The following is a 24680-nucleotide window of genomic DNA, read 5'->3' as shown; positions in this document are numbered from 1 at the left end:
ATCGCAGCGCCGACTTAGTTGCGCGCGGCCTTGACGTCCTTCGCGGTGACGCGGCCGGACTTGCCACCGAAATGGCCGATCACGTAGTTGGCGACCGCCGCGATCTCATCGTCAGTGTAGGCGGCCGCGAAGGCCGGCATCGCCCCCGTCGGCGAAGTGACGGCAACGCCTTGCAGCACCGTGCGAATGACATTGGCGCCGCCGACATCGTTGACGCTGCGGGCGCCGCGCAAGGAGGCGTTTCCGGTCTGGCGGCCGGAGCCGTCCCAGCCGTGACAACTCGCACAAGCCGACGCGAAGATGCGCAGGCCGATCGGATCGGCGCCGCCATCGGGGCCCGGCGACCACGGCCCGGCGCTTGCCAGCGTGACCGGATGCGGATCGGCCGCGGGCGATAGCGTGGACCGTTGCGGCGGCACGGTTTTCAGATACGCAGTGATCGCCGCGATGTCCTCTTGCGGCAGGCGGCCGAGGCTGAACTTGATCGCCTCTGCCATGCCGCCGGAGGCGCCACCATGGCCCGGCGCGTGGCCGGTCGCGAGATACGCGCTGATCTCGGCGTCGGGCCAGCGGCCGATCCCGGTCTCGGCATCCGGCGTGATGTTGTAGGCCTTGTAGCCGTCGACGATCGCGCCGGCGAACTTCTCGCTGCGCTTCATCGCGAACATGACGTTGCGCGGCGTGTGGCATTCGCCGCAATGCGCCAGCGCTTCGACCAAGTAAGCGCCCTTGTTCCATTGCGCATCGCGCTCCGGCGACGGCTGCCATGGCTGCGTCGGCATGAACAGCAGCTTCCAGGCGCGCAGCACGAAGCGCTGATTGAACGGGAAGCCCAGCGTGTTGGCGGGCGGCTGCTGCGCGACCGGCCGCAGCGTCGCCAGATAGGCGCGGATCGCCAGCACGTCGTCGGTCGCCAGCAGCGCGTAGGAGGTGTAGGGCAACGCCGGGTAGAGATCCTCGCCGGCACGGCCGATGCCCTGATGCAATGCGCGGACGAACTCGGCGTCCGACCACTTGCCGATTCCGGTGTCGGCATCGGGCGTGATGTTGGACGAATAGATCGTGCCGAACGGCAGCTTGAACGCGCGGCCGCCGGCGAATGGCTTGCCGCCCGGCGCGGTGTGGCAGCTCTCGCAATCGGCGGCTGTCGTGAGATAGGCGCCACGCGCGATCAGCGCTGGACCGGTCGGCTGGTTTGGCGAAGGCTGGACCTGTATCAGCTTCGCCGGCCAGAAGAAGAACCAGCCGGCGAGCGCGGCCGCCGCAATGACCAACGCGGCGAGGACGGCGAGAATGCGGGTCATGTGGCGCCCCCTGCCTTAAGCGCCGATGTGTCGATCGGCAATCGCCGCAGCCGGACGCCGGTGGCGGCGAAGATCGCGTTGGCGAGCGCCGGCGCGGCCGACACGGTGCCGACTTCGCCAAGGCCGCCGGGCGGCTCGCGGCTATCGACCAGATGCACCTCGACCGTCGGCGTCTCGTTGATCCGCAGCTGGCGATAGTCGTTGAAGTTGCTCTGCTGCACGCGGCCGCCCGCGAAAGTGATGCCGTTGAACAGCGCGGCCGACAGCCCGAACAGCACGCCGCCCTCGATCTGCGCCCGCACGATGTCGGGATTGACCAGGATGCCGCAATCGATCGCCGCGACGACCTTGCGCAGCACCACTTCACCCGCTGGCGCCACGGCAACCTCGACCACCAGCGCTGCGAAGCTCCCGAAATTCTGATGCAGCGAGACGCCTCGGCCGATCCTGCCGCCCTGCGGCGCGCGCCAGTTAGCTTTCTCGGCGGCCAGATCGAGCACATGCCGGGCGCGGACATTGTCAGCCGGCAGCAGCGCGCGACGATACGCGACGGGGTCACGGCCGGCGCTATGCGCCAATTCATCGACGAAGCTCTCGAGCACGAACACGTTGTGCGTCGGGCCGACGCCGCGCCACCAGTTCAGCTTGATCGGCGGATCGTGGCGGACCCAATCCACACGGATGTTCGGGAACGCGTAAGGGCTGTCCCAGGAGCCATCGACCGCGTCCTTGTCGAGCTTGCCCTGCGGCCAGCCGTTGTCATCGAAATCCTTGCGAACGGTGCCCGAGGTGGTGCGATGCGTCCAGGCGATCGGCAGGCCCTGCTCGTCGAGACCGGCGCTGAAGCGGTCGTAGTACGAGGGCCGGAAGCGATCGTGCCGGATGTCCTGCTCGCGCGTACAGATGACCTTCAGCGGATAGGACACCTGCTTGGCGAAGCGGACCGCCTGCTCGATCGTGTCGGCCTGCAGCCGTCGGCCGAAACCGCCGCCGATCAGCTGATTATGGACCGCCACCGTCTCGACCGGCAGCCCCGTGATCCGCGCCGCATGGCGCTGCGCCACCACCGGCGTCTGCGTGCCGACCCAGATGTCGCAACCGTCCGGCCGCACGTGCACGGTCGTATTGATCGGCTCCATCGTGGCGTGGGCAAGAAATGGCATCTCGTAGTCGGCGTCGACGCGGCGCTTGGCCTGCCTAAACGCCGCATCGACGTCGCCGTGTTTCAACGCCTCGATCGGCGCGATACTCTGCGATGCGGCCTTGGCGTCCTGCCAGATGCCGTCCGACGACAGGCCGGCATTCGGCCCAAAATTCCAATCGAGATCGAGCGCGTCGCGGCCGGCCTTGGCCGCCCAGTAATGCTCGCCGACCACCGCGACCGCATCGTCGATCCGCAGCACATCGATCACGCCAGCTAATTGTCGTGCTTTCGAGTCATCGACTGCGCGGAGCGTGCCGCCGGCGACCGGACAGATCGCCAGCACCGCCGTCTTCATCCCGGGCACGTCGATGTCGATGCCGTACACCGCACTGCCGTCGACCTTGGCGGGCGTGTCGATCCGCTTCAGGCTCTTGCCGATCAGCTTGTAGTCGGCCGGCGACTTGAGCTGCGGCTGCATCGGAACCGGCAGGGCCGCGGCGTCCGCTGCGACCTCCGCATAAGGCAGCGCGCGGCCGCTGGGCGCATGCGTGACGATGCCGTCGCGGGTGATGCAGTCGGCCGCCTCGACCTGCCAGCGCTGCGCGGCCGCGGCGACCAGCATGTGACGCGCGGCGGCGCCAGCCTGGCGCAGCGGCGTCCAGAAGCCGCGGATCGAGGTCGAGCCGCCGGTGAGTTGCGCCTTGAACAGCGGTTGCGCATAAAGCGAGGCGTCGGGCGGCGCGGCCACCGCGGTGATCTGATCGAGCCGGACGTCGAGTTCTTCGGCGAGCAGCGCCGCTTCGGCCGTGTAGATGCCCTGCCCCATCTCGACACTCGGCATCACCAGCGCGATCTCGCCCGACGGCGCGATGCGGACGAAGCCGCCGAGTTGGGCGGCCGCCGGCGCAGCGGTGGTCTCCGACGGCGCGGCATGCGCCTTGCCGGGACGGGCGAAGGCGATCACCAGCGCGCCGGCCAGAACGGCGCGGCGCGACGGACCACGCGAGGACGGCCGAGATTCCTCCCTCGCCGTCATTTCGCCGCTGCCTTGATGGCGGCGCGGATGCGCACATAGGTGGCGCACCGGCAGATGTTGCCGGCCATCGCGGCATCGATGGCGGCATCGTCCGGGTCGGCCTGGCGGCTCAGCAACGCCGCCGCGCTCATGATCTGGCCGGACTGGCAGTAACCGCACTGCACGACTTCGAGATCGAGCCACGCCTGCTGGATCTTGCGGCCGGTCTCGGTCTCGCCGACGCCTTCGATGGTGGTGATGGACCGACTGCCGACGCTGCCGACCGGCAGAACACAGGACCGCACCGGCTGCTGGTCGAGATGCACCGTGCAGGCGCCGCATTGCGCGATGCCGCAGCCGAACTTGGTGCCGCGCAGTTTGATCAGGTCGCGCAGCACCCAGAGCAGCGGCATGTCGTCGGGCGCGTCCACCGCGTAGTCGCGGCCATTGACCTTGAGTGCCAGCATCGAGTCTCTCTTGGACAGATGCGCAAGTATCGGCCGCAGCTCCGTCCGGCTCTTGTCGGATTGCATCGCCGGTTGAACGGGTCGATCACCGCGGCAGGGTTCAGCCCTGCCAGCCGTCGAGGAACTCGAGCAGCAGGTTGGTGACGATCTCGGGCTGTTCTTCGTGCGGCAGGTGTCCGCATTGCGGGATCGCCGCGACCCGCAGGTCGCTGGCCATCTCGCGCCACACCGCTTCCATGTCGAACAGCTTGCCGACCGCGCCGAAATCCGCGCCCCACAGCGACAGCGTCGGGCACGCGATCTTGACGTCGGCGTCGGCGAGATCCTGGGCGATATCCTCGGCGCCGGCGCGATAATCCGACAGCGCGCCGCGCACGCCGCCTTCCGCCGCGAAGGCCTTCACATAGGCGGCGATCGCATCCTCGGTGATACTTTTCGGGTCGTGGCACCAGTCGGTGAAGAAGTGGCGCAGCCAGATCTCCTCGCGGCCGGCGATCAGCGCCTCCGGCAGGTCGGCCACTTGATGAAACAGGAAGAACCAGTATTGCCGGGCGATCCTGGCGTTCATGTCGCGCGCCACGATGCGGGTCGGCACATTGTCCATCACCACCAGCCGATCGACCAGATCGGGATGATCCTTGGTCAGCCGCGTCGCCACGCGGGCGCCGCGGTCATGGCCGATCAGCGCGAAGCGTCCGATGCCGAGCGCCTGCGCCAGCGCCACGATATCGCTCGCCATGGTGCGCTTGTCGTAGCCGCCGGCCGGCTTGTCGGTGTCGCCATAGCCGCGCAGATCCGGCGCGATCACCCGGTAGCGCTTCGCCAGCGCGGGAATCTGAAACCGCCACGCATAGCTCGTCTCCGGGAATCCATGCAGCAGGATCACCGGAGGCCCCGACCCGGCCTCGCGATAGAACTGCCGGATGCCGTTGGCACGGATCGTGGCATGGCGCGGTGTCGTCATTCGGCTGGTCCCTTCGAGCCCTCCGCGAACGGACAGGCCCTGCGGAGATTCAGCGATGAAGCCGGAAGGTAGTCGGGACAGCCGGGCCGGGATTGCAGGCTTGTGCCGGCGATTGGACGTTTGGATGATCACCGAGTTGGCAAGGACCAGCGGGCAGCACGTCCGCGCCCGGAGGTCGCCCCCAAACTGGTTCGCACGGGGCGCCGGTTTTACCCTCGCGCGACGCAGCAGGCCAACTTCGGCAACTCACTACGCGACGCATCCATACCACCGAGGCACCCACACCAGGTACAGCCGCCAGCCAACCGCACCTCGCGCACGTCAACTAATCACTCCAACTAATCGATTATTTGCGAAATATTCAGCATCGTCGACCAGCATCAGCACCGCAGATCAATCTCCCTAAATAGCTATTACCTGCCAGGTGGACGGCCCATGATGCGGATTTCCAGTCATCGGTTCGGCAATCGATCGACGCCGTGCTGCACCGTCCACCCGCAACCAGACACGGATACCATTGCCGTTCCGGTCCGACCGCGCTCGAAGACTGCGGTGCAGATCGATGATCTCGGTATCCTGCTGTATCGGCTTCTTGCGATCGTGGCGCTGGCCCTGCTGTTCGTGGGCATCTTCTTCGTCGTATTCGGACCGGCCGAGCCGCTTGCGTACCGGGCGCTGAGCCTTTGCATTCTGGGCGTGATCCCCGCGGGTGTGACGATCATCACGGCGTCGGCGCTCAGAGCGGCTTGCAGCATGATCAGCAACGCGTTCGATCCCGCCGAACGAACTGTCGTCAGCGCAGCGACGCGGTTCTATGCCGGCCTTGTTGGAGCGGCTGCGTGGCTTGGATCGCGAACATCCAGGCTGCGGACCTGCTTTGCATCGATCCGGACGAATCGGCGGCCGCTGGCCGCGCAGGCGGTAACGATCTCGCCGAACATTCCTCGCCGGCCCCGGCCGACCTTTGATATGGATTGATCGCCGGAGATCAGCTAACGATCCAATGGCCTCGCATTACAGTCCGTCGGCATTTCGATATCGGCATTTTACACGATGAAGATTTTCGGCTGCATCCTGCTGGTCACCCTGGCGATGATCTCGGCGGGCGAATGTGCGTCGCGTGAATCGGCTTCGGAGATCTCGGTCGCACAGGTCACCGCCACCAGGCTCGCCGTCTGGAAGGCGGTTCGTCGGATCCGCCAGGAGGCGCCGCGGGATCGCGGCCAGTTGCTGACCTTCGTCGAGCGCGCCGCGCAGGCCTCGGCGGTGCCGTCCGATTTCTTCAGGCGGCTGATCCATCAGGAAAGCGCGTTCGATCCCAATGCGGTCAGCAGCAAGGGCGCCCAGGGCGTGGCGCAGTTCATGCCGGCGACCGCAGCGCAGCGCGGGCTCAAGAACCCGTTCGATCCCGAAGAGGCGCTGGTCAAGTCGGCCGAACTACTCAAGGACCTCAAGAACCGCTTCGGGAACTGGGGATTGGCCGCGGCCGCCTACAATGCCGGCCCCGAGCGGGTGAGACGCTGGCTGGCCGGCGCCAGCCGCCTGCCGGCCGAGACGCAGAACTACGTCCGCATCATTACCGGCCGTGTCGCCGAGGAGTGGGCGCAGGCCAATCCGGAATTTGCGTTCTCTGCGAGCCCGGCCGTGGTCCGAAAACGCGCCCGCCGCCAGACGCAGCAGGAGGCCGAGCTGCTGATCCTGGACACCGTGCGGGGCCAGAGCCAGGCGACCATGGTCAGCACCCGGACACCGGGACGATCCGGCGACCTCTGCACCACCTGCATTCGGCAGAAGATCTACTAAATATCTCCGACAAGCTGAGAGCCGTTGGTGACGCTGGATCGACTGAGGTCGATCAGCAGCCGACGAATTAGTCTTGCTCATACGGCCCGGAACCAAACCTTAACCAGCGCAGATTGATGCTTCCGAAGCTGATTTCCTTGCAACGGATCGGATTCGACATGAAGCTTATTTCTGCTGTTGGCGCAGGTAGTTTTCTGGCTCTGACGACGTTCGGCGCGGTCGCCGGCGAGGCGTTCGTGCCGCAGGCCCTGCAGGGTGCAGCCCGGATGTCCTCGGCGTCGCTGGAGCAGGCGACCTCGGCGCTGGCGATCGCGCGTCCGATCGATGTCGCTCAGGGCCTGGCGGCGGCAAATGCTCTACAGCCCAGCCCCGGCGATCTCCGCGCCAATTCGTCTGTGGTGGCGCAAAGCGGCTACCGGAACGATGTCGCCGTGCTGCAGACAGGAAGCAACAACGCGTCCTCGGTGATCCAGCAGGGCGCCCTGAACCGCGCGACGGTCACGCAGCGCGGTCGCTAATCGTCCGTCAGGAGCAATTGCTGCACTATTTTGCGTGGAGCGGTACAACTCTCCCTCTCCGGTCGGGTGTGCAGATGTTATAATCTGCACAGAGTCGGAACTCACTCTCGGGGGCAGGCGACTTATGGAGCCAGGAGCATGTGGTACGCAGCCGTAGCACTGACAACAGCGATGGGCCTGAGCGCAGGCCTGCCCGCAACCGACGTCGCCCAGAACCGGCATGGCCCGCTGATCCGGGTCGCGTCCGAAGTCTTCGTCCAGCAGCCGAGCGGCTTCCTGCCGGCGCTAAGGCAGCGGCCGGCAGATGCCCCGCCGCTGCCGCAGACGCCCGAAAGCGGCGGACCGGCCCGGAGCGGAGCAGCGGCGGCAGCCGCACCGGCGCCCGCGGCCTCTAGCGTCGCCACACCGGAAAGTGGCCCCGCAGCGGCCTCGGTGACGGCCAACGCGGCTCAGTCCGGCGTGGCCTGCGGCCCGCAGAATGCCTCGTCCAAGGAATGCTACAGCGCCACGCAGCAGTATCGCTCACCCGCCCGCTAGCGGCGGATCAGCGTTTTTGCAGGCGCGACGCCAGGCGCGCGCGGGCGAACTCCGACAAATGACGATCGCGCGAACTGATTTCTCAGTGGCGTTCTCGATCGCCACGTAGGCTCGTCAGTCCGTCATGGCCGGGTTGGTCCCGGCTTCCACGCGCTTTCCGCGCTTGCGTCACCAAGACGAGAATGCCCGGCGCAAGGCCGGGCATGACGGGCGGGATTGGACCAGCCTGAATTCAAACAGCGCTTATTAGGCCGGGCTCTCAGGCCCTGACTCGGTCAGGACCCGAGCTTTTCCTACGCCGCGTTGCTGCGCGGATCGCGGGCAACGGGGCGCGGATAGTACTGCTGATCGGGCAACGGCACCGGCGGGATCGCCTTCTGGTGACGTTCGAGCTCACGCATGAACGCCTCGCCGGCCCGGGTATCCTTGAAGCTCCAGAGGTTGTTCTTCACGCCCTCGAAGATCAGCGAATAGACCGCGAGCTGAATGCCTTCGCGCACCGCCAGCGTGGCCGGCGAGTTCTTGGTGAAGCCGGCGTCGGCCTGCAGCAGATGGTCGACCGAGGTGTAGAGGAAGCCGGTGCCCGACAGATTCACCGAATAGACGATCTTGCTGGTGGTCACCGAGGCCAGCACGCGGCCGGTCTGGACGCTCACGGCGCGCAGCGCGACGGTGATGATGTCCTGCCGATACTGGACGTTCGCGCCGATGCCGAGATAGTTGGCGCCGATGCCGCCGGTGGTCTCGTTGGTGTCGTAGCCGATCACGCCGCCCTCGAGCAGCACGCCGGCGAAGCGGAGCGGCGGCAGGCTCTTGGCCTTTTCGCCCTCGAGCGCGGTGCGGGTGTTCTGGATGATCTGCCGCTCCTGCAGCAGCGGCGCCAGATCGGCGCGCTCGACGACATCGAACCAGGCGCCGCCGCCGGCCTTGACCAGCACGTCGGTCAGGATCGAGCTGCCGCCCTGCGTCACCGCGCGGGAGAACTCCGCGAAATTGTCGTTGGATTTGTTCTGACCGGTCAGGTCAGGGAAATTGTAGACCGAGACATCGAGCTTGCGCTTCGGCGGCGGCAGGCTTTCAAGCACCACGCCGGTTTTCGTCGGCGCCACCATCTGGGCCGGTTCGGTCAGAGGATCCTTCGTCGTTCCGGTCAGCGCGCAGCCGCCAGCACTCAGCGCCAGCAGCAATGCGCCGGCCATACGAGCATACATCATCAAATTAAGCCCCGCTAGGGTTCGGTCGGGCTACGGGCTCGTTGGCGTCGTGACGCCAGATCCCCCGATCACAATCACCGGGGAGGTCGACGATCCACCGCCGACATTGCTGAGCGCATTGCTCAGCCCCGACAGGTCGACGCCCTTGTTCCCCGAGGTCGCGCCCTTGCCCTGCGCCTGTGCCATCGACAGCAGGAAGTTGCCAGCAAGAGGATTACCGCCGAGTGTTGGACTGATCGGCCGATAGACCTGTTCGGTCGCAAAGGCGGAGCCCGACAATGCAACGCCGACGCAGAGCGAGAGCAATCCGGTAATCCTCATGAGATATCTCCTTTGCGATCCGGCGAGATAGCCTACCGCTTGATCAATAAACCGCCATTCGGCAATCGCGCGATCAACGCGTTGACCGGCTTCGAGCCGGGCGGCTGAATCACACCCACAAACAATCCTGACGTGTTGACTAGCATGAGATTCGACAACAAGCTGTAACCACGCTGCAACACACCCACGGTGTTGTGATTACCACCGATAATACCAACGTTCGACAGGTTGTTATTCCCACTTTGCGCCTGGAAAACGTAGTTGTAGTTGCCGATTTGCGTGGTAACCGCGTAATTCCCACCGCGATTTCCGGCAGAGACCAGCTCCGGCGTCGCTCCCGCCGGCACCCCCTGATACCCTCGAGCTCCCTGTGGGGCCGTCTGACCGACCACCGGGATCGCGTACTGCACGCCGTTTCGCAGTGCGGTAGACTGATCGATGTAGGCTGTCCCGGCCCCGGCGGGACCGGCGACGCAGACCGACACCAGCAGCGCGCAGGCGAACGGCGCGTATTTCAGGTGAGTCCGACGCTGGTTGGCTATGGTGACACGCATGAGATTCTCCCTAGGCCTGATTCGACGATGAGCGATGCCCGGTAGTGGCCACGCGCCGACCCGTCGAGAATGATGGTGGTCAGGACCGTTTCGCCGTCCGAGTTCAGCTCGAACGAACCGCTTTGATGATTCTCACTTATTCCCGTTGCGCTGCTCTTGGTGACGACCAGCCGGTAGGTCCCGGTCGTCGGCTTGGCGGCAGTCGCGATCGCCTCGATCCGCAGCAGACCGTCTTCGGTCGTCGTCCGGATGTCACATGCGATGGCCGCCGGCGGCGCCTTGGCGGCCGCCGGCCCCGTTGCGATCGGGACGCCGAACACTGATCCGAGCACAACGGCCGCAATCGCTGGCCACGCGCCATCCATCGACTCACACTCCCCGGCATGACGCAGATGCGAGAAGCAAACGGCGGGGCTCACGCCCCGCCGCTGCGGCCGGTTAGTGCTGGACGACGGTCGACACGTTGTGCGAGCCGAACTGCGCGGTCACCGAGGTGTTGGACACCGAGGCGCTTGCGATCTGGCTGGTCGTGGCCGTGTTGGCGTAGCCGACCTGCAGGGTCGCCTGGGTGTTGGGCTGGATGGCCCAGCTCGAGGCCTGCGGGCCGGTCTGGTTGGCGTAGGCGGAGTTCTGGGCGCCGAACTGGGCGATCAGCGACGAGTTGAGGCCGCCGCTGAGCGGGTTCGCCACCTGGGTGGTGCCGGCGTGGTTCTTGGCACCGGCCTGAATGGTCGCCGCCGCATTGATACCGCCCGACAGCGCGCTGTTGGTCTGGGTGGTGGTCGCGTCGTTCTTGTAGCCGATCTGCAGGGTGCCCTGGGTGTTGAGCCCATTGAGCTGCGAGACGGTCGAGAGGTTCTCGGCGCCGAACTGAGCGGTCAGCGACTGGTTGCCCGGCAGGCTCAGCAGGCGCTGGCCCGACTGCGTGGTGGTCGAACCATTCTTGTAACCGGCCTGGAACGTGGCCGCGCTGTTGTCGACGCCGTTCAAGGCGTTTGCGCCATTCGCATTCTGGTTCGTAATCTGCCAGTTCTTAACGCCGAACTGAACGGCCGTTGAGGCGTTGTCGCCGCCCGTATAGCCGCCAAAGAACGCCCCTGAACCGTTCGAGCCCTGAGCGGTCGTCGACACGTTACCAGCCCCCACCTGCAGCGTGTCGGCGCTGTTCTTGCCGCCCTGCTTGTTGGTGCCCTGCGCCGTCGCCGAGCTGTTCTTGTCACCGAACTGCAGCGTGCCCTGGGTGTTGTTGCCGCCGGTCTGGCCGACTTCCGAGCTGTTCAGATAACCGAACTGACCGGTGGACGACGTGTTGGTCTTGGTGCCCTGCACACCCAGCTGGTACGTCTTCGCGTAGTTCGCGACACCGACCTGCACCGTGCCCTGGCTGTTGTTGCCGCCGGTCTGACCGACATTCGCCTGGTTCTTGGAACCGATCTGCAGCGTACCCGACGCGTTGGTCTTCGCGCCGGCCTGATCCTGCGCAGTGATGGCGTTGTTCTTGTAGCCGAACTGCGCGGTGCCCTGCTTGTTGTTGCCGCCGGTCTGACCGACGGTCGCGGTGTTGCTCACACCGACCTGCGCGACGAATGATTCGTTAACGCCAGCGGCCGAAGCCAGCGAGGTCGAGGCCAACAAGATGGCGAGTGCTGTCACCTTCTTCATGACGGTTCCCTGTTATCCAAAGCGGGGTCAGCGACCATCGCTGCCCTCAAGGAAGAGGTTAACCTGAAGTTAAGCGACTCGACAATGGCAATCCGATTATTTAGCTTAATTGGTGCGTTGTTACTCAACGTCGTGTGCGATTGCTCACGTTCGATTACTTGTTAGTTGGCTCATTCATAGGACTGATTACGTTTCGTGCGGTTGGTCACGGAGCAGAAAGACTTGGTAAATGAACACTTGGGGGAGCGGATAGACGCTATTGTTGACTTAAACATCAACTTCGTTGAAGCCTCATCGCCACCACGTTCCTGCTCCGAGGCGTTGATTTCTATGTCAACAATCCAACACCTGGTCGACAGCGGTGCGCTGATCCGCATCGAAGTCGACCTCGCGGCAGGCGAGCAACCGGCTCGCCTGCTGTATGGCACACCGGGCTTCATCGAATGGCTGGGCACTCTGCTGGCAGGGGCAGAGCCGCCGCAACGTCTCGGCGACGCGACCGTCGCCGAGCAAGTCGACGCACTGTTCTACGCGTTCACGGCCGGAAAGCAGATGATCTACACCCGGCAGTTTCGCGTCATTCGCGTGGAGCCTAACGCCGTCTGGGAATTCAAGACGCCCGACGTGCGCATCTTCGGCTGGTTCTTGCAGAAGGATTGTTTCGCAGCGGTATTCGGCGACTGGACCAACCGCGTTAAGGATCACGATTTATATCGAGGTTATCGCATTTCAATTAGACGAATTCGACGAGAATTAGGTGTAGAAGACAACCTGTGTGTGAAAGGTAGCACCCCCGATGACGTCGTTTCATTTTGATATCGGCAGCAGGGCGCAACGTGCAGGACGGCTTATTTCGCGCGTGCGCACTGAATTACTTCGCGTATTGTCAGAAAAGAAGAAGGCCGAGGGCCTGACACAGCAGGCCATCGCTAAGCGGCTCGGAGTCGACCGCTCGCAGATCAACCGACAGCTCTCCGGCGAGAGCAATCTCACATTACGAAGCCTCGCCGAAATCGCCTGGGCGATGAACATGGAAGTCTCGCTGCAGCTGCAGGAGCCTTCATGCGCCTACGGCCGCAATGATATCAGCGGCACATCGACGATCGGGCACGGCCCGATCAAGGTCGTCCATCTCTCCAGATCGAACGGGTCCGCTGAGCTGGCTGAGCAGAACGCTCAGTTGAAGTCCAAGGAGTAATGCGTCAGTGCAAGCGCTCGATCGTTATGGTTACTGCATCTTCTGCGACGACATCCGCATCGAACCGGGGGGAAAGCTCAGCTTTATCCGCTGCTACAACGCCGTGATGGTGGTCGACAGGCCGTTCCCGGTGTCACTGCCGAAACTGTGTTTCCACGTCACGATCTGCTCGCCAGCCAACAGGCCCTACAGTTCCCTGATGGCCCGCTGCTATCTTCCCGGTGAAGACAAGCCCGTCGCCGAAGAACCGATCGAGGTGCCGCCGCCGAGCAGCCAGCTCGCTTTGCTGGACTCGCTTCCCCCGGACACCGAGGCGCCACCCTATATCGTCGTATCCGCCAGCCTGATCATCGAACCTATCGAGATCCGACACGCCGGACTGATACACGTCCGCGCCCTTATCGACGGCGGCCCCCACGAGCTGCACCTCGGCTCACTTCATATTCGCGGCTGATCAACTTCACGGCTGACGATCGAGCCACGGAGGCTTCGTTCCGCGCGGCTGCGCCCAACGGCATCGCAGGCGGCGCAAGAGACGTGCGGCAACTCAGCCTTCGAGTGAAAGCCTTCAAGACAAGGCTTCTCGCACGATGGGGATGGCGATCTCGAATGTACTTCCCTTGCCAGGCGCTGATCGCACGCTGATCGTCCCGCGGTGCAGTTCCACGATCGAGCGGCAGATCGCCAATCCGACCCCCATTCCGGACGCCTTGGTGGTGAAGAACGGGTCGAAGATCTTGCTCTTCACCTCATCGGACATGCCGCAACCACTGTCCTGGATCGTCAGGCGCACCAGCCCATCACCGGCGTAAGTAGTCCTGATCGCGATCAGGCGGGCGTGCTCGTCCATCTCCGCCATGGCGTGGATCGCATTGGTGACGAGATTGAAGATGACCTGCTGCAGCTGGACGCGATCAGCCGAAATGCTGCGCCGCCGATCGGACAGGTCCACGGTCATCTGCACGCTGTCCGCATCGAGGTCGTCGGCGATCAGCCGCATCACCTCCTCGACCACCTCCTCCAGAAAGATCGGTGAGAACGTCGCCGGCGCCTGCTTGCCCAGCGACCGTAGCGACTTCACGATGTCGGCGGTGCGGCGGCCGGAACTCCTGATCCGGGTCAACCCCTGGGTCGCTTCGGCGATGTCCGGCTGCTCCCGGTTCAGCCACCGCAGCGCGGCCTCGGATTGCGCCAGAATGCTGGCGATCGGCTGATTGATCTCGTGCACGATCGACGCGGCGAAGCTGCCGAGCGCGGTCATCTGCGATGTCCGCCCCAACTCGGCGCGGGCTTCGCGCAGTTGAAACTCCGCCTCGGCCCGGCGGCGATTCTCCTCGATCAGATTGCGATACAGCCGCGCCGCATCCAGCGAGATCGCCGCCTGCGCGGCGAGCACTTCGAGCATCGCGGTCCGGCCGGGCGTGAAGACGTTGGCGGCCAGCGAGTTCTCCAGGTACAGCACACCGACCAGATCGCCGCGTTTGATGAAGGGAATGCAAGCCAGCGAGCGGGCGGCGCGACGGCGCGGCCCGGCCGCATCGAGCTGCGGCGCGTCCGCCGATACGTCGGCGAAGGTGACGGCTTTCTTGGTCCGCATCACGGTCTTCAGCAACGACAGCGGCAGGTCGTCGTCGGTCGGGATCGCGCTGTAGAGATCGACACGGATCTCCTGCTTCTCGACCCTGGCCGACGCCTCGATTCCCGCGACGGCGTCCTGCAGCAGCAGAAACAGACCGAACTGCGCGCCGGCATGAACGATCATGTTCCGCATCAGGGTTCGCAGCACCTGGTCGAGTCCGACCTCCTCGGACAGCGTCTGCGCCGCCGCCGTCAGCGCCGCGAGATCTAGCTCGCGCTGGCCGCCAACGTCGTCCGCCGGCGCGACCCTGCCCGCGTGTTGCGGAAATCGGACCGCGAGATGCGTCGCCTTGCCGATCGCGCCCCACTGACGATAGCAGGCGCCCGCGGCAATAAGGCAACCCTGCGCCGGAGCGAACAGGCCGGCCTCCACGTAGTAATTCCCGGCCAGCTCGTGGGCGAGCGCCTGGTCGTGGATGAGGCCCGTTCTCTCCGCGGCACGGGCCGCCCGCTCGTACAATCTCTGCGCGGCCGCGCTATCGCCCCCCAGCCGGGCGGCCTCGGCTTCGAGCAGGAGAGACTTGCTCTCGAACGTGTCCGGGTTCAAACGCGCCCATTCGGCGAAGCGCGCGCGGGCTGCGTCGAGGCGTGCGACCCTGTCGTCGGTCGGCCGGCCTCCCGCGATCGAACGGCACGATGCCAGCGCGAAGAAGAACCGGCACTGCGCCGTATCGATGTGAGCCGGCGCGGACCACGCCAGGTCCATCGCCTTCTCCAGATGGCGCAGCGCCGCGGCATCTCGATTGAACAGGAAGGCGGTCACGCCGGCGTAGTAACTCACCCAGAACTGGGTCACCTTCGACGTGATGGAATCTGCGTCGGGAACTTGATGGCGATCGATGTCGCCACTCAGCAGCGCGGTGACGAGGCCCATCTGGGCGTCGAGGATGCGCTCGATATCCTTGTAGCCGATCTCGATGGTGTAAGTGAGGCCCTCCGATATCTCAGCCCGAACCGCGTCGAGCGGTTCGCCGAGCACTAGAAGATTCGAGGCGATATGGTTGCGCGCATAGCAGGCCATGCCCAGATCGCCAGCGGCCTGGCCGACGCGGGCGCCCTCGCGCGCCTGCTCCAGCGCAAAGCGCATCGGCCTGGTCCAGACGCTGACCTGATCCAGCGCGATCAGCGCCGCGGCCCGCTGCGCCTCGTACCCCTCGCGCGTCACCATCCGGCAAGCGACTTCGGCCCAGAGCACGCCTTGCTCATAGGCCGCGAAGTGATGCGCGCCGTAGACGCCGAACCACGCCAGCCCATAGGCCGACTCGGGAGTCAGGCCGTAATCCAACGTGAGTTCGACGATCTTGAGAACATGAAGGAAGCGGAGGTCGCCGGGAACGAAGGACGCCGAGATCAGCGTCGACAACAGCGGCTGTGCGGTGCGCGCAATGTCGTCGGATGCGTCGGGCAGAGCCAGAAGCCCCTCAGGCGTCAGTTCTTCCAGCCGCTCGCGGCAGGTCTGATAAAGCCGCTCCAGCTCGCGCAGATCAGGAAGACGCTCGATGTCGATGCCGATCGCCGACAGGCCCTGCAACGCAGCCTCGATCGCCTGATTGTATTCGGAGCTGATGGTCAGAGCGAGGGCGCGCAGCCGATAGGTGTCGGCGATCTCGACGGGCGTGCTGGCGACATCCAGCAAGCCGCCGAGCGCAATGAGGGCGTCCTCGGCACCTGCGAGGGCGAGCAAGCAATCGCATCGTAGCCACTCGACCGCGAAGACGGGAAACTCGTTATCTGCAGCGCTGCCGCGCGCTCGCATGTCGCGAGCCACGTCGAGAAACCGCATCGCCTGCTCGACCGCTCCGGTCGACCGCGACGTCCTGGCCGCGGTCAGAAGCACCTCGGCGAAAACGACACGCTCGCGATCCTCCAGCCGGCTTCTGTCGGCACGCTTGATCTGGGTCGCGATGTCGAACGCCAGATCCGGGCTGCAGTCGCCGCCGCCGGCAGCAAGAAAATAGCGCGCGATGCGCAAGTGCTCGCTCGGCCTACGCTCCTCCGGGGTAAGCGAATAGGCCGCCTCGCGAACGCGGTCGTGCGAGAATGTGAGATACTCCCCGGTGCGCACGACGAGGTTGGCCTGCACCAGACTATCGACCAGCGTGCGGGTTTCGCCCGCAGGGATCGCCGTCAGTCCGGCCAGCGCCTCGATCGATCCTCGCCGGCTGAGACAGGCGAGATGACGCAGCACCTCGCGCTGGCGCTTGGGCAGCGCCTCGAGCCGCCGCGCCATGAATTCGATGACCGTGAAGCCCTGAAACAGGCGGGCCTGATCCCATATCCACTGCCGCCGGGCTCCGTCGAACGAAACGATCTCCTCGTCGGTCAGTTTCTGCACGATCTGACCGATGTAGAACGGGTTGCCGTTGGTCTCGCGATGAATGATCGCGGCCAGCTCCCCGACCTCATCGATCGGCTGGTCCAGCGCGAAGGCGATCAGTTCGGCCGTGTCGCCCGGCGACAGCGCCGCGAGGTTCATTTCGGTGAAGGGAATGCCGGAGGCGCGCGCTTCGTCGGACAGCGAGCGCCAGGGACCGTCGCTCCGTTCGTCGCTGCGATGGCTGCAGATCAGCAGGATGTGCGAGGACCGCGCGTCAAGTAGCGCCTTGGCGACATCGAGACTGGCGCCGTCGAACCACTGCAGATCGTCAAGAAACAGGATGAGCGGCGTTTGCGCAGAGGCCAGCGCGGCAAAGGTCTCGCGGATGATACGTGTCGTGCGCACCTGGGCCAGATGGGCAGGAACCTCGGGGAGAGGCCGGCTGCTTCCGGACAGCAATTCGACATCGGGAATGAGATCAGCCAGCAGCCGGCCGCAGCCGGGCACATCGGCGAGACGGCTGCGTACAGCGTCTCGCACCTCGCGGTCACCGGCCACCAGACTGATCATGGCCGACCGCAGCGCCTGGACGATCGGCGCATACGGAATCGCCTTGCGCAGCGGGTCGCCCTTGCCCACAGCGCTGATGGCATCGCCCGGACCGATGCGCTTCAGCAGACGGCCGACGAGCGCAGATTTTCCAGCACCCGGCGGGCCCGACAGCAGCACCACTTCGGCCCTGCAGGATTGCCGCACATTGTCCAGCGAACGAACGAGGCTCTCGATCTCGGAGGTGCGGCCGAAGAACGAGTCGGCCAGTCTGGCTCGAACGGCCAGCTTCCCCGACGGATCGGAAAGTGCATCCTCGGCGCCCGCCGCCGCGAGCGAGAGGGCGAGCCGTTCGATCTCGGCGTGGAGCTCACGCGCCGTCTGATATCGTTGAGCAGGATCCTTTGCCAAAAGCTTCAGCAGGATCGCATCGATACTCGACGGAATACGCGCCCGGACCAGGCTGGGAGGCGGCACCTCGATCGCCACATGGGCGTGCAGCCACTCGGCGACGCTTGTGGCGAACAGCGGCGGGCGGCCGACCAGGAATTCGTAGAGAATGGCTCCCAAAGCGTAGAGGTCACTTCGCTCGTCCAGGACCGGACGATCTCGCCGCGCCTGCTCGGGTGCCACGTACCTGAAACTGATCTCTGGAAGCGCCGACATTTCAGGGGCGAGGTTCTGCGCCGTCGCCCGCGCCCGGCCAAATTCAGCGAAGCGAACTCGGTCGCCCGCATCGAGCAGCAGTTTGGACGGATCCAGCGCGCCGTGGATCACGTCACATTCGTGAACCCGCGCGAGCGAAAGGGCCGCCTGCTTGGTAATTGCGAGAAAGTGCTCGACCGCGACCTCACCGATCGGCAAATCCGCCAGCAGGCGACGCGCACGCGCGGGGTAGACCAGAACGACCTTGTCGCCGCCGCCAACATAGGCGGGCATGTCCGCGACGTCGCCGCCCAAAACGGCCGCGACCGTCGCCTCGCGCTCCAACCGAGTTCCTGCAAGCGTCCCCGCCGCGGCGCTGCGGATGTGCCATGTTCGGCCTGTCTTTTCCTCCGCGACATGCGTCTCGATGCCATCGACCAACCCGATGAACGAGAAGGCAAGTTCGGACCACCACCGACTGTCGATCGCGGCGTAGAGCCCCGCGTCGTCGGAGGCGGCCCCTGCGGCCGTCTCGCTGTGATGAGTTTTCTGCGACTTGGCCAAGGAGGCCTCTGGGCTGCTGTTGACCTGGGATCAGACCTACAGCAACCGTCTGGCTCGGTCTTTGCACGGATGGACAAGGTTTTGGCCAAGATTGACATGCTTGAACCGGCCGAGGCTCCGGTCCAGGTTACGAAAAGGCCACGGGACCTTGTCGAAGCTGTCGGATGTCGCTTGTCTCAGCAAACATCATTTTGCCCGGGCCTTCCGAGAAGCAACGGGTACGCCGCCCTACCGCTTCATAAGCGAGCGAAGACTCGACCACGCGCTGAACCTGCTCAAGGACAGCCGGCTGAGCTTGGCCGACATTGCCTATATCTGCCAGTTCTCGTCGCAGGCGACCTTCACCCGCGCGTTTCGGCGCCATGTCGGCACCTCACCGGGGGAATATCGGCATCTGTCCCGCGCCTGAACCGGGGCACCGGTCCGGACCGCAACGGCACGCCAAGCTGCCTTCTAATCAGTTGCGGGCGAGACGATCGGTCTGGCGCCGGCCGACGCACTGTTTGGCACCACCGACACCGTCGCGGTGAGCCCGGCGGCGAGAACGATCGAGGGCGGCACGTCCTTCAACGCGATGCGGACCGGGACGCGCTGGGCCAGCCGCACCCAGGTGAACACCGGATTGACCGTGGCGAGGCCGGACGGATCGGACTCGGCGTTGGGCACCGCGATGCCCCGCTCGATTCCGACCACGGCTCCCTCCAGTGCAGTGGGATAGGCCATGAGCGCGACGCGCGCCTCGTCGCCGACGCGGATGCCACGGAGCAAGGTCTCCTCGAAATACGCATCCACCCAGAAGCTGTCGCTGTCGACAATCGATAAAGCACGCTGGCCGCTGGTGGCGTAATCTCCGGCCTGTGTGACGAGATTGGTGACGTAGCCATTGACCGGCGATACGATCTGCGTGCGGCTGAGCGCCAGCCGCGCCTTGTCGAGATTGCTCAGCGCCTGCCGCAAGGTCGCGGCGGCCATGTCGGCCGCTGCCGTGTAGATCTGCTGCTCCTCCTTGGAGACGGCCAGAGACGACAGACGGCTGCGGCGCTCGGCCTCGGCCTGTTTGTTGGCGAGATCCGCTTTGGCACTGGCCACGGATGCTTCCGCGCTCGCCAGCGCAATCTGAAAATCGATCGGATCGATCTTCAGCAGCGGATCGCCCTTGCGGACGTACTGCGCCGCCTTCACCGCGAGCTCCGAGATTCGTCCCGACACCTGCGGCGTCACGTTGATGACATAGGCCCGCACAGTGCCGTCACGGGTCCACGGCGCAGCCATGTAGGCCTGCCACATCATCCGGCCCATATAGGCGGCCGCGGCGACGGCGCCGAGCGTCACCAGCACCGAAAGCACCGATCTCGTAACCGACCAGCGCGCCAGCGGGGCATCGGCGACCGTCATTGGTAAGCTCCACAAACAACCACGACCGTCGACAGAACGATTAGATAGACCGACAGATTGAAGAGACCCGGGTGCCAGACCCACCGGCGCACCTGCAGCCTCGCACCGAGAATGCCGAGCGGAATCGTCGCCGCCCACGCGATCAGCATCATCACCACGAACGGCGCGACATACACGCCGAATACATTCACTTCTCGGTACATCGTGTCGGTCGCCTCATTTGAATGCCGTGACGAAAAGCTGCCAGCCATGAAACGGCGAAATCAGCAGCGCCGGATGGTTGTCGATCGCGTCGATGATGACGGACGTGTGGGACTGGCAAGCGAGCCAGCGCCGACTCGTCGCGTCGTGATCGGACGGATTCGGCGTGTGGCTCTGGCCGCGCCATGCCACCAGCAGGGCCCGCGCATCGGCGAGATGCCCGTCGGCAAGCGTCGTCAGCGCGGCTCGAAGCGCACTCAGCGAACGCTCGTCCGACACCGCCTGTTCGAGGCGGAGAGCTGCACGACCGACGGCATAGAGCGCGATGAGATCGGCTGTGTCCTCCGCCGTCGCCTGTGGCGGAAGCAACTCGATGCGCCGCGCCATCAGCGCCGTCCAACGCTCCCGATCCCGCGGCCGGGGGCGAGACAGGACCCGGCGCAAGTCGCGGACCGAGAGGGCGATCAAACGGCGCAGCCGAAGGCCCGGCGGCACCACCGGCATGGCGACGAAGAACAGAGCCCCGAACGCGCTTCCGACGACAATCGCGAGCGCCAGATTGAAATATGCGGAGGCGTCATAGGCGATCGGATTCCCGACGCCGAGCAGCGGCAGTGACGAGATCGTCATCGCGAGGAAGACCACGCTGTGCCACGACCCCGCCTGCATCGTTCCGAGCACGACGTACAGCACCGACAAAACACCCATCAGGGCCGCAAAGCTCGATAGTGCAGGCAGAATACCGAAATACAATATGCCGCCGACGGCGACCATCAACGCCACGCCGATCGTGTAGTCCCGGGCGAGATCGCGGGCCTGATCGCCGAAAGAGGCGAAGATCAGCGTGGCGACCGCAGTGAACACGATCGCGAACGGACCCGACGGCCAGGCGGTCGCCACCCAGAACGAGGTCATGGCGAGGATCGCCGCGGCCGTCCGGGCACCATTGACCAGCGCCGGGAGCGGATCGGCGACCACGAGCACCCAGCGCCCTGCCCTGCCCTCGTTTCGATCACCGGAGCCATCGGCCAGCACCGCATCCGCGGCGGCCGCGAGGGCGTGCACAACATCGCGTGCGGCGGTCACGACCGGCGCGCTCGCGGCATCCAAACGACGTATCGCGACGATACGATCGAGCGCCGCCAGACACGTCTCCCGGAAGCCGACCGGATCACGTTGAAACTGGACCGCGTCGATCGAGACAAGAGCAGCCTGGATTTCTGTTCGTGTGCCGGCCGACCCGGCTTCGCTCGCGCAATCCGCGCGCGCCGCATTGCGCCAGCTTGTCAGTGCATCGAGCAGCATGGCCGGGACTCGGCGAAGCCGATCCCGATCGGCGGAGATCGGGGATTGCTCGCCCAAGGCGGCATCGATGGCGAGATTCAGCGCGCCCATCTCACGTACCAGCGCGATGCGTGCCGGGCGGCCTTCGCCGGGGTTGCCGGACGCAACATCCGCGGAAAAGCCCGCGAGGAGATCGGCCGAGATCCTGGCAAGTGTCTGGCATAGCTGACGCCTCGCCGCCCCGAAGTCGGTGAGGATGGCGATCACACAAGCCGCGCAGACGCCTATGCAGATCTCGCCGACTCGAATAATCGCGAGAAAGGCGGCCGACGATGGGTCCGTCACGGTGTCGGCAAAGATGATCGCGCTGGTGATACCAGCAAGGGCTGCCGCATACGCCGCAAAATTGCGCAGCAATGTCGCCGCGGCCGCGCAAACGCCGCAGAACAGCGCCAGCAGCAACATCGCCGGCTCCCGCTGCTGAGGAAACGACGCCAGCAGCGCAACCATGGCCACGGCGCCAAGTGCAGATCCGATGGCGCGGAAGCGCCCTTTCTGGATCGACGCGCCGAGATTGGGCTGGCACACGATAGCGGCCGTGGTCGCGGCCCAGAACGAGTTCTGCAATTCGAGATAATAGGTGACGAACAGAGCGAGACAGACCGAGGCCGACAGACGCAGGCCGAACAGAATCCTGGGAGCCCACGCGCGGAGGCGGAGCAGTGCCGCCTCCCAGCCGCGCCAGATCAGCAGATCCTCGCGGCTCCTGTCATCAAATGCGCTCATGTCGGCGGACACCTCGAAGCTGGCTGCAACTCAGATGGAGCCACCGCGGGGTGAGCTCCATCATACGATGGTTTGCCGGCGCGGCCGATCGGCATCCGATGAGGTCTCGCGACGCTTCGCAGCGGCATCACAGCTGATACCAACCATGGTTTAGGCGGCCATCCGTTCGAATTCGAAGACCACCGATAGAATCGGAAACGATCACCGCGGTGCGGCGCGCACATGGGCTTTGCACGGCAAGTGGTTGCCGATCAAAGCGAGTATGAAACGATGAAGAAGCTTTTGATGCTGTCGGTTGTTGGTGTCGGTATGCTGACCGCGAGCGCGGCTTCGGCCGCATCCTACAAGTGGTGCGTCGACTACGGCACCGCGGACGCCCTGGAATGCGAGTATCGGACGCTCGCCGCGTGCCGCGCCAGCGCGTCGGGCGTCGGCGGAGAATGCACCGTCAATCCGCGTCTGCTGCTCGGTAACACCGGCGCCGCCCAGCCGACCGCGCGCTGACGCCATAGACCAAACCAAACGGGAGCGCCGCCGACCTGCGGCGCTCCCTTGATTTTTCCGGTATGGTGTCGCCTTCTCTGACGCGGTCCGCTTGCTCCAGCCCGCATGTAGCAATCAGATATTAAGCTGACGCCTGCCTGGTCGTGCACCGCACGAGGGACACGAGGCGAACCGATGGGCGATGGCCTCGCCTTGAAGCGCCGCTGATCGCGGCGACAAGCGGCCAGTCTTCAAGACACGACGAGGTCGCTGCCGAACTGATCGGGGTGCGAGCCTTGCGACCTCACCATCTCCCGCCACTTTGCCGGTGTCACACCGGTGATCTTCTTGAAGACCGTGGTGAAGTGCGCCTGAGTCTGAAATCCGACCTGAATGGCGATCTGGATGATCGGCTGGTTGGTATCCTGAAGTAGCTCCTGCGCGGCCGCGATGCGTCGCTGCAGCAGGTACTGATGGGGCCGCATGCCGGTCGCCCGCAGAAACAGCGCCGCGAAGTGCATCCGGCTCAGCCGCGCCGCCGCTGCCATGTCGGCCAGCGTCACTTTCTCGCCGAGATGCGCGGTGACGTGATCGCACACCAACTTCAGGCGCCATTTCGGAAGGCCAGCGGTCGGCGTCGTCTGCGGCGGCTTGAAAGCGCCGGCGTGCCCCTCGATGCTGAGGCGACGGACCACCGTCACCAGACGCACGGCGTCCGCATAGAGCGCGGAGAATTCAGAAGGATCGCGCTCGGCTGCCGCCAGAGCCTCGGACAGCCTGGCGACCATCGGATCCTGATCGGCTGATGGGTCGGCCGCGTGGCGGGGGAGCGGACGCGCCACGTCGGGAAAACTCAGCAGTGTTTCAGGGCCACCATCGGCGGCTCGGTATCGCCACCCGTCCTGGCCCGCGCGAACATCAGTCCCCTCACCCGTCACGATGCTGATCGACGCAGCAATGCTCTTGAAGTCGATCGTCTCGGCGCGGTGATGCGCGGACTGATCTCGATGCTGGTCAAGAGCGTCCACTTGGGCTCGGATGCTGGCTGCCCGACGGTTCGGGTGAGATTCGCTGGCGAACTCGCAAGACGGCTGCGACACGGCTGACCTCCACATTGACGCTCACGCGCCACGCTGCGCGCTCCCGTTAATATGAAGAGTTAGGTTCAACCGAACATCATACGGACGTATGCGCATCCCGGACGTCGGGAGGATGTGGGTTTCAAAGGGTCACCCGGCCAGCGCGGGGCGGGCCTCGCCTTCGCGAGACGCAGAATCGACGGGCCGCCGGCCTCAAGGGCGCCGCAGCGCGGCTCTGACGCGCCGAAGCTCGCGCCTGCACCGATCACTATCGCCAGCACGATCCGCGGCTCGAGCAAGTTCCAGTGCCCCAAGAGCTTGTTGAAGATCAGCATCTCCTGAGGCGATGGCCAGCGAATGAGGAGTTGGTTGATAGCCCCGGAGCGCGGACAGGCTTTCCGGCTGCCAAGGCTGCTTGGACACCCGGGCATCGATCGCCGAATCGACCCGAGACTGCAATCTGCCAATGGAGCGCGAGCATCCCCCCGCATAGGCCGATCCGCTCGCGAGTCCACAGGCAAGTATGAGTGGAAGGACGATCACGATCCGTGTCACGGCACGTTTCCTCATGGGCCAAAACGAGTGAGCGTTGCTTGATCCGCCATGGATGCGAGATCCGATCGAGCGATGTTCTTGCCGATCCGGGACGTGGCGGAGGGTCAGACGTAGCGCCGGATCGGTCCGTTGTGCGGAGTTATGCGGTCGGACAGGTCGAACATGACCTCATCGACATAGCACCACCCCCACCCTTCCGGCGGGTCGTAGCCCTCGATGATGGGATGCGCCGTCGCATGGAAATGCCGCGCGGCGTGCTGGTGCGGAGACTGGTCACAACAACCGACATGGCCGCAGGTCCGGCAGATCCGCAGGTGCACCCATGGGCTGCCGATCTTCAGGCATTCCTCGCAGCCAAGCGCGCTCGGCGTCACGTCACGAATGCCCGCGATATGTTTGCAGCCCTTCGACATGCGCATCTCCCTCGTTCGACGATCCCAACAATCAAAGGCGGCAGACGTTCACAGCTGGTGCGAAACGCCT

General features: G+C 65.0%; 24 protein-coding genes. 9 read left to right on the top strand and 15 right to left on the bottom strand.

Going from position 1 to position 24680, the window contains the following annotated elements; genetic code table 11:
* Positions 1-14 precede the first annotated feature (14 nt).
* The 4 genes from ACFFJ6_RS01800 to ACFFJ6_RS01785 form a co-directional block, all read right to left on the bottom strand.
* Positions 15-1304, bottom strand: coding sequence for a c-type cytochrome (locus tag ACFFJ6_RS01800; RefSeq protein WP_378383737.1), 1290 nt, complete (start codon positions 1302-1304; stop codon positions 15-17).
* Positions 1301-3484, bottom strand: coding sequence for a xanthine dehydrogenase family protein molybdopterin-binding subunit (locus ACFFJ6_RS01795; RefSeq protein ID WP_378383735.1), 2184 nt, complete (start codon positions 3482-3484; stop codon positions 1301-1303). The genes ACFFJ6_RS01800 and ACFFJ6_RS01795 overlap by 4 nt, the downstream gene beginning before the upstream one ends.
* Positions 3481-3930, bottom strand: coding sequence for a (2Fe-2S)-binding protein (locus ACFFJ6_RS01790; RefSeq protein ID WP_378383733.1), 450 nt, complete (start codon positions 3928-3930; stop codon positions 3481-3483). Before ACFFJ6_RS01790 ends, ACFFJ6_RS01795 begins: the two co-directional genes overlap by 4 nt.
* A 100-nt stretch (positions 3931-4030) precedes the next feature.
* A complete protein-coding gene (locus ACFFJ6_RS01785) occupies positions 4031-4894 on the bottom strand; it encodes an alpha/beta fold hydrolase (RefSeq protein ID WP_378383731.1) in 864 nt (287 codons plus the stop codon).
* Between the two features lie 435 nt (positions 4895-5329).
* On the opposite strand from ACFFJ6_RS01785, the gene ACFFJ6_RS01780 reads away from it, so the two are divergent.
* The 4 genes from ACFFJ6_RS01780 to ACFFJ6_RS01765 all read left to right on the top strand — a co-directional run bounded on the left by ACFFJ6_RS01780 (position 5330) and on the right by ACFFJ6_RS01765 (position 7752).
* Positions 5330-5872 carry a hypothetical protein gene (locus ACFFJ6_RS01780; RefSeq protein WP_378383729.1) on the top strand — a complete coding sequence of 181 codons (543 nt, stop codon included), beginning with the start codon at positions 5330-5332 and terminating at the stop codon, positions 5870-5872.
* A gap of 75 nt (positions 5873-5947) precedes the next feature.
* Positions 5948-6697: a lytic transglycosylase domain-containing protein gene (locus tag ACFFJ6_RS01775; RefSeq protein ID WP_378383727.1), complete on the top strand. Its 750-nt coding sequence runs from the start codon at positions 5948-5950 to the stop codon at positions 6695-6697.
* 116 nt (positions 6698-6813) lie between these two features.
* The gene (locus tag ACFFJ6_RS01770; RefSeq protein ID WP_378383725.1) at positions 6814-7215 is read left to right on the top strand and encodes a curlin repeat-containing protein; all 402 of its coding nucleotides are present in this window, start codon (positions 6814-6816) and stop codon (positions 7213-7215) included.
* A 138-nt stretch (positions 7216-7353) separates the two neighbouring features.
* Positions 7354-7752: a hypothetical protein gene (locus ACFFJ6_RS01765; RefSeq protein ID WP_378383723.1), complete on the top strand. Its 399-nt coding sequence runs from the start codon at positions 7354-7356 to the stop codon at positions 7750-7752.
* A 293-nt stretch (positions 7753-8045) separates the two neighbouring features.
* Here ACFFJ6_RS01765 and ACFFJ6_RS01760 read toward each other — a convergent pair whose 3' ends face one another.
* From ACFFJ6_RS01760 to ACFFJ6_RS01740, 5 genes are all read right to left on the bottom strand, one after another.
* On the bottom strand, positions 8046-8966 hold the full coding sequence (locus tag ACFFJ6_RS01760; RefSeq protein ID WP_378383721.1) for a CsgG/HfaB family protein: 921 nt from the start codon (positions 8964-8966) through the stop codon (positions 8046-8048).
* 30 nt (positions 8967-8996) lie between these two features.
* Entirely contained in the window at positions 8997-9287 is a 291-nt protein-coding gene (locus tag ACFFJ6_RS01755) for a curli assembly protein CsgF (RefSeq protein ID WP_378383719.1), read from the bottom strand.
* Positions 9288-9319: 32 nt separating this feature from the next.
* Positions 9320-9841 carry a hypothetical protein gene (locus ACFFJ6_RS01750; protein WP_378383717.1) on the bottom strand — a complete coding sequence of 174 codons (522 nt, stop codon included), beginning with the start codon at positions 9839-9841 and terminating at the stop codon, positions 9320-9322.
* Positions 9826-10206, bottom strand: coding sequence for a curli-like amyloid fiber formation chaperone CsgH (gene csgH, locus ACFFJ6_RS01745; RefSeq protein WP_378383715.1), 381 nt, complete (start codon positions 10204-10206; stop codon positions 9826-9828). The genes ACFFJ6_RS01750 and csgH overlap by 16 nt, the downstream gene beginning before the upstream one ends.
* A gap of 73 nt (positions 10207-10279) precedes the next feature.
* The gene (locus ACFFJ6_RS01740; protein WP_378383713.1) at positions 10280-11503 is read right to left on the bottom strand and encodes a hypothetical protein; all 1224 of its coding nucleotides are present in this window, start codon (positions 11501-11503) and stop codon (positions 10280-10282) included.
* Positions 11504-11698: 195 nt separating this feature from the next.
* Here ACFFJ6_RS01740 and ACFFJ6_RS01735 point away from each other — a divergent pair, with 195 nt between their 5' ends.
* Genes ACFFJ6_RS01735 through ACFFJ6_RS01725 form a run of 3 tightly spaced genes read left to right on the top strand, consistent with a single transcriptional unit; the run spans position 11699 to position 13155 of the window.
* The gene (locus ACFFJ6_RS01735) at positions 11699-12319 is read left to right on the top strand and encodes a hypothetical protein (RefSeq protein ID WP_378383711.1); all 621 of its coding nucleotides are present in this window, start codon (positions 11699-11701) and stop codon (positions 12317-12319) included.
* The gene (locus ACFFJ6_RS01730; protein WP_378383709.1) at positions 12300-12701 is read left to right on the top strand and encodes a helix-turn-helix domain-containing protein; all 402 of its coding nucleotides are present in this window, start codon (positions 12300-12302) and stop codon (positions 12699-12701) included. The genes ACFFJ6_RS01735 and ACFFJ6_RS01730 overlap by 20 nt, the downstream gene beginning before the upstream one ends.
* A gap of 7 nt (positions 12702-12708) precedes the next feature.
* Positions 12709-13155: a hypothetical protein gene (locus ACFFJ6_RS01725; RefSeq protein WP_378383707.1), complete on the top strand. Its 447-nt coding sequence runs from the start codon at positions 12709-12711 to the stop codon at positions 13153-13155.
* 114 nt (positions 13156-13269) lie between these two features.
* Here the strand turns inward: ACFFJ6_RS01725 and ACFFJ6_RS01720 are convergent, their stop codons facing one another.
* Positions 13270-18414 (bottom strand): trifunctional serine/threonine-protein kinase/ATP-binding protein/sensor histidine kinase, encoded by a 5145-nt coding sequence (locus ACFFJ6_RS01720; protein WP_378383705.1) that lies wholly within the window; start codon positions 18412-18414, stop codon positions 13270-13272.
* Between the two features lie 148 nt (positions 18415-18562).
* On the opposite strand from ACFFJ6_RS01720, the gene ACFFJ6_RS01715 reads away from it, so the two are divergent.
* Positions 18563-18823, top strand: a complete 261-nt coding sequence (locus tag ACFFJ6_RS01715) for a helix-turn-helix transcriptional regulator (RefSeq protein WP_378383703.1) — start codon at positions 18563-18565, stop codon at positions 18821-18823.
* Between the two features lie 44 nt (positions 18824-18867).
* On the opposite strand, the gene ACFFJ6_RS01710 is transcribed toward ACFFJ6_RS01715, so the two are convergent.
* The 3 genes from ACFFJ6_RS01710 to ACFFJ6_RS01700 are packed head-to-tail and all read right to left on the bottom strand — an operon-like array spanning position 18868 to position 22080.
* Entirely contained in the window at positions 18868-19809 is a 942-nt protein-coding gene (locus tag ACFFJ6_RS01710) for an efflux RND transporter periplasmic adaptor subunit (protein ID WP_378383701.1), read from the bottom strand.
* The gene (locus tag ACFFJ6_RS01705; protein ID WP_378383699.1) at positions 19806-20012 is read right to left on the bottom strand and encodes a DUF1656 domain-containing protein; all 207 of its coding nucleotides are present in this window, start codon (positions 20010-20012) and stop codon (positions 19806-19808) included. Before ACFFJ6_RS01705 ends, ACFFJ6_RS01710 begins: the two co-directional genes overlap by 4 nt.
* Before the next feature lie 13 nt (positions 20013-20025).
* Positions 20026-22080 carry an FUSC family protein gene (locus tag ACFFJ6_RS01700; RefSeq protein ID WP_378383697.1) on the bottom strand — a complete coding sequence of 685 codons (2055 nt, stop codon included), beginning with the start codon at positions 22078-22080 and terminating at the stop codon, positions 20026-20028.
* A gap of 270 nt (positions 22081-22350) precedes the next feature.
* Here ACFFJ6_RS01700 and ACFFJ6_RS01695 point away from each other — a divergent pair, with 270 nt between their 5' ends.
* Positions 22351-22584 carry a DUF3551 domain-containing protein gene (locus ACFFJ6_RS01695; RefSeq protein ID WP_378383695.1) on the top strand — a complete coding sequence of 78 codons (234 nt, stop codon included), beginning with the start codon at positions 22351-22353 and terminating at the stop codon, positions 22582-22584.
* Between the two features lie 230 nt (positions 22585-22814).
* Here the strand turns inward: ACFFJ6_RS01695 and ACFFJ6_RS01690 are convergent, their stop codons facing one another.
* Both ACFFJ6_RS01690 and ACFFJ6_RS01685 read right to left on the bottom strand, forming a co-directional pair.
* Positions 22815-23591 carry a helix-turn-helix domain-containing protein gene (locus tag ACFFJ6_RS01690; protein ID WP_378383693.1) on the bottom strand — a complete coding sequence of 259 codons (777 nt, stop codon included), beginning with the start codon at positions 23589-23591 and terminating at the stop codon, positions 22815-22817.
* 710 nt (positions 23592-24301) lie between these two features.
* Complete coding sequence (locus tag ACFFJ6_RS01685; RefSeq protein ID WP_378383691.1) at positions 24302-24610, bottom strand: UBP-type zinc finger domain-containing protein; 309 nt, start codon at positions 24608-24610, stop codon at positions 24302-24304.
* Positions 24611-24680 lie beyond the last annotated feature (70 nt).

The sequence above is a fragment of the Rhodopseudomonas telluris genome (assembly GCF_042432815.1).
Taxonomy (GTDB): Bacteria; Pseudomonadota; Alphaproteobacteria; order Rhizobiales; family Xanthobacteraceae; genus Rhodopseudomonas; species Rhodopseudomonas telluris.
The sequence above is the reverse complement of the archived record's forward strand: the minus strand, read 5'-3'. Positions and strand labels throughout refer to the sequence as shown.

Bases quoted from the DNA above. Each gene is read 5' to 3' on its own strand.
- ACFFJ6_RS01790 (WP_378383733.1), bottom strand. From the start codon at position 3,930: ATGCTGGCACTCAAGGTCAATGGCCGCGACTACGCGGTGGACGCGCCC.
- ACFFJ6_RS01740 (WP_378383713.1), bottom strand. From the start codon at position 11,503: ATGAAGAAGGTGACAGCACTCGCCATCTTGTTGGCCTCGACCTCGCTG.
- ACFFJ6_RS01710 (WP_378383701.1), bottom strand. From the start codon at position 19,809: ATGACGGTCGCCGATGCCCCGCTGGCGCGCTGGTCGGTTACGAGATCG.
- ACFFJ6_RS01755 (WP_378383719.1), bottom strand. From the start codon at position 9,287: ATGAGGATTACCGGATTGCTCTCGCTCTGCGTCGGCGTTGCATTGTCG.
- ACFFJ6_RS01730 (WP_378383709.1), top strand. From the start codon at position 12,300: ATGACGTCGTTTCATTTTGATATCGGCAGCAGGGCGCAACGTGCAGGA.
- ACFFJ6_RS01765 (WP_378383723.1), top strand. From the start codon at position 7,354: ATGTGGTACGCAGCCGTAGCACTGACAACAGCGATGGGCCTGAGCGCA.
- ACFFJ6_RS01685 (WP_378383691.1), bottom strand. From the start codon at position 24,610: ATGTCGAAGGGCTGCAAACATATCGCGGGCATTCGTGACGTGACGCCG.
- ACFFJ6_RS01785 (WP_378383731.1), bottom strand. From the start codon at position 4,894: ATGACGACACCGCGCCATGCCACGATCCGTGCCAACGGCATCCGGCAG.
- ACFFJ6_RS01695 (WP_378383695.1), top strand. From the start codon at position 22,351: ATGAAGAAGCTTTTGATGCTGTCGGTTGTTGGTGTCGGTATGCTGACC.
- ACFFJ6_RS01795 (WP_378383735.1), bottom strand. From the start codon at position 3,484: ATGACGGCGAGGGAGGAATCTCGGCCGTCCTCGCGTGGTCCGTCGCGC.
- csgH (WP_378383715.1), bottom strand. From the start codon at position 10,206: ATGGATGGCGCGTGGCCAGCGATTGCGGCCGTTGTGCTCGGATCAGTG.
- ACFFJ6_RS01770 (WP_378383725.1), top strand. From the start codon at position 6,814: ATGCTTCCGAAGCTGATTTCCTTGCAACGGATCGGATTCGACATGAAG.
- ACFFJ6_RS01700 (WP_378383697.1), bottom strand. From the start codon at position 22,080: ATGAGCGCATTTGATGACAGGAGCCGCGAGGATCTGCTGATCTGGCGC.
- ACFFJ6_RS01760 (WP_378383721.1), bottom strand. From the start codon at position 8,966: ATGATGTATGCTCGTATGGCCGGCGCATTGCTGCTGGCGCTGAGTGCT.
- ACFFJ6_RS01780 (WP_378383729.1), top strand. From the start codon at position 5,330: ATGATGCGGATTTCCAGTCATCGGTTCGGCAATCGATCGACGCCGTGC.
- ACFFJ6_RS01705 (WP_378383699.1), bottom strand. From the start codon at position 20,012: ATGTACCGAGAAGTGAATGTATTCGGCGTGTATGTCGCGCCGTTCGTG.
- ACFFJ6_RS01750 (WP_378383717.1), bottom strand. From the start codon at position 9,841: ATGCGTGTCACCATAGCCAACCAGCGTCGGACTCACCTGAAATACGCG.
- ACFFJ6_RS01800 (WP_378383737.1), bottom strand. From the start codon at position 1,304: ATGACCCGCATTCTCGCCGTCCTCGCCGCGTTGGTCATTGCGGCGGCC.
- ACFFJ6_RS01775 (WP_378383727.1), top strand. From the start codon at position 5,948: ATGAAGATTTTCGGCTGCATCCTGCTGGTCACCCTGGCGATGATCTCG.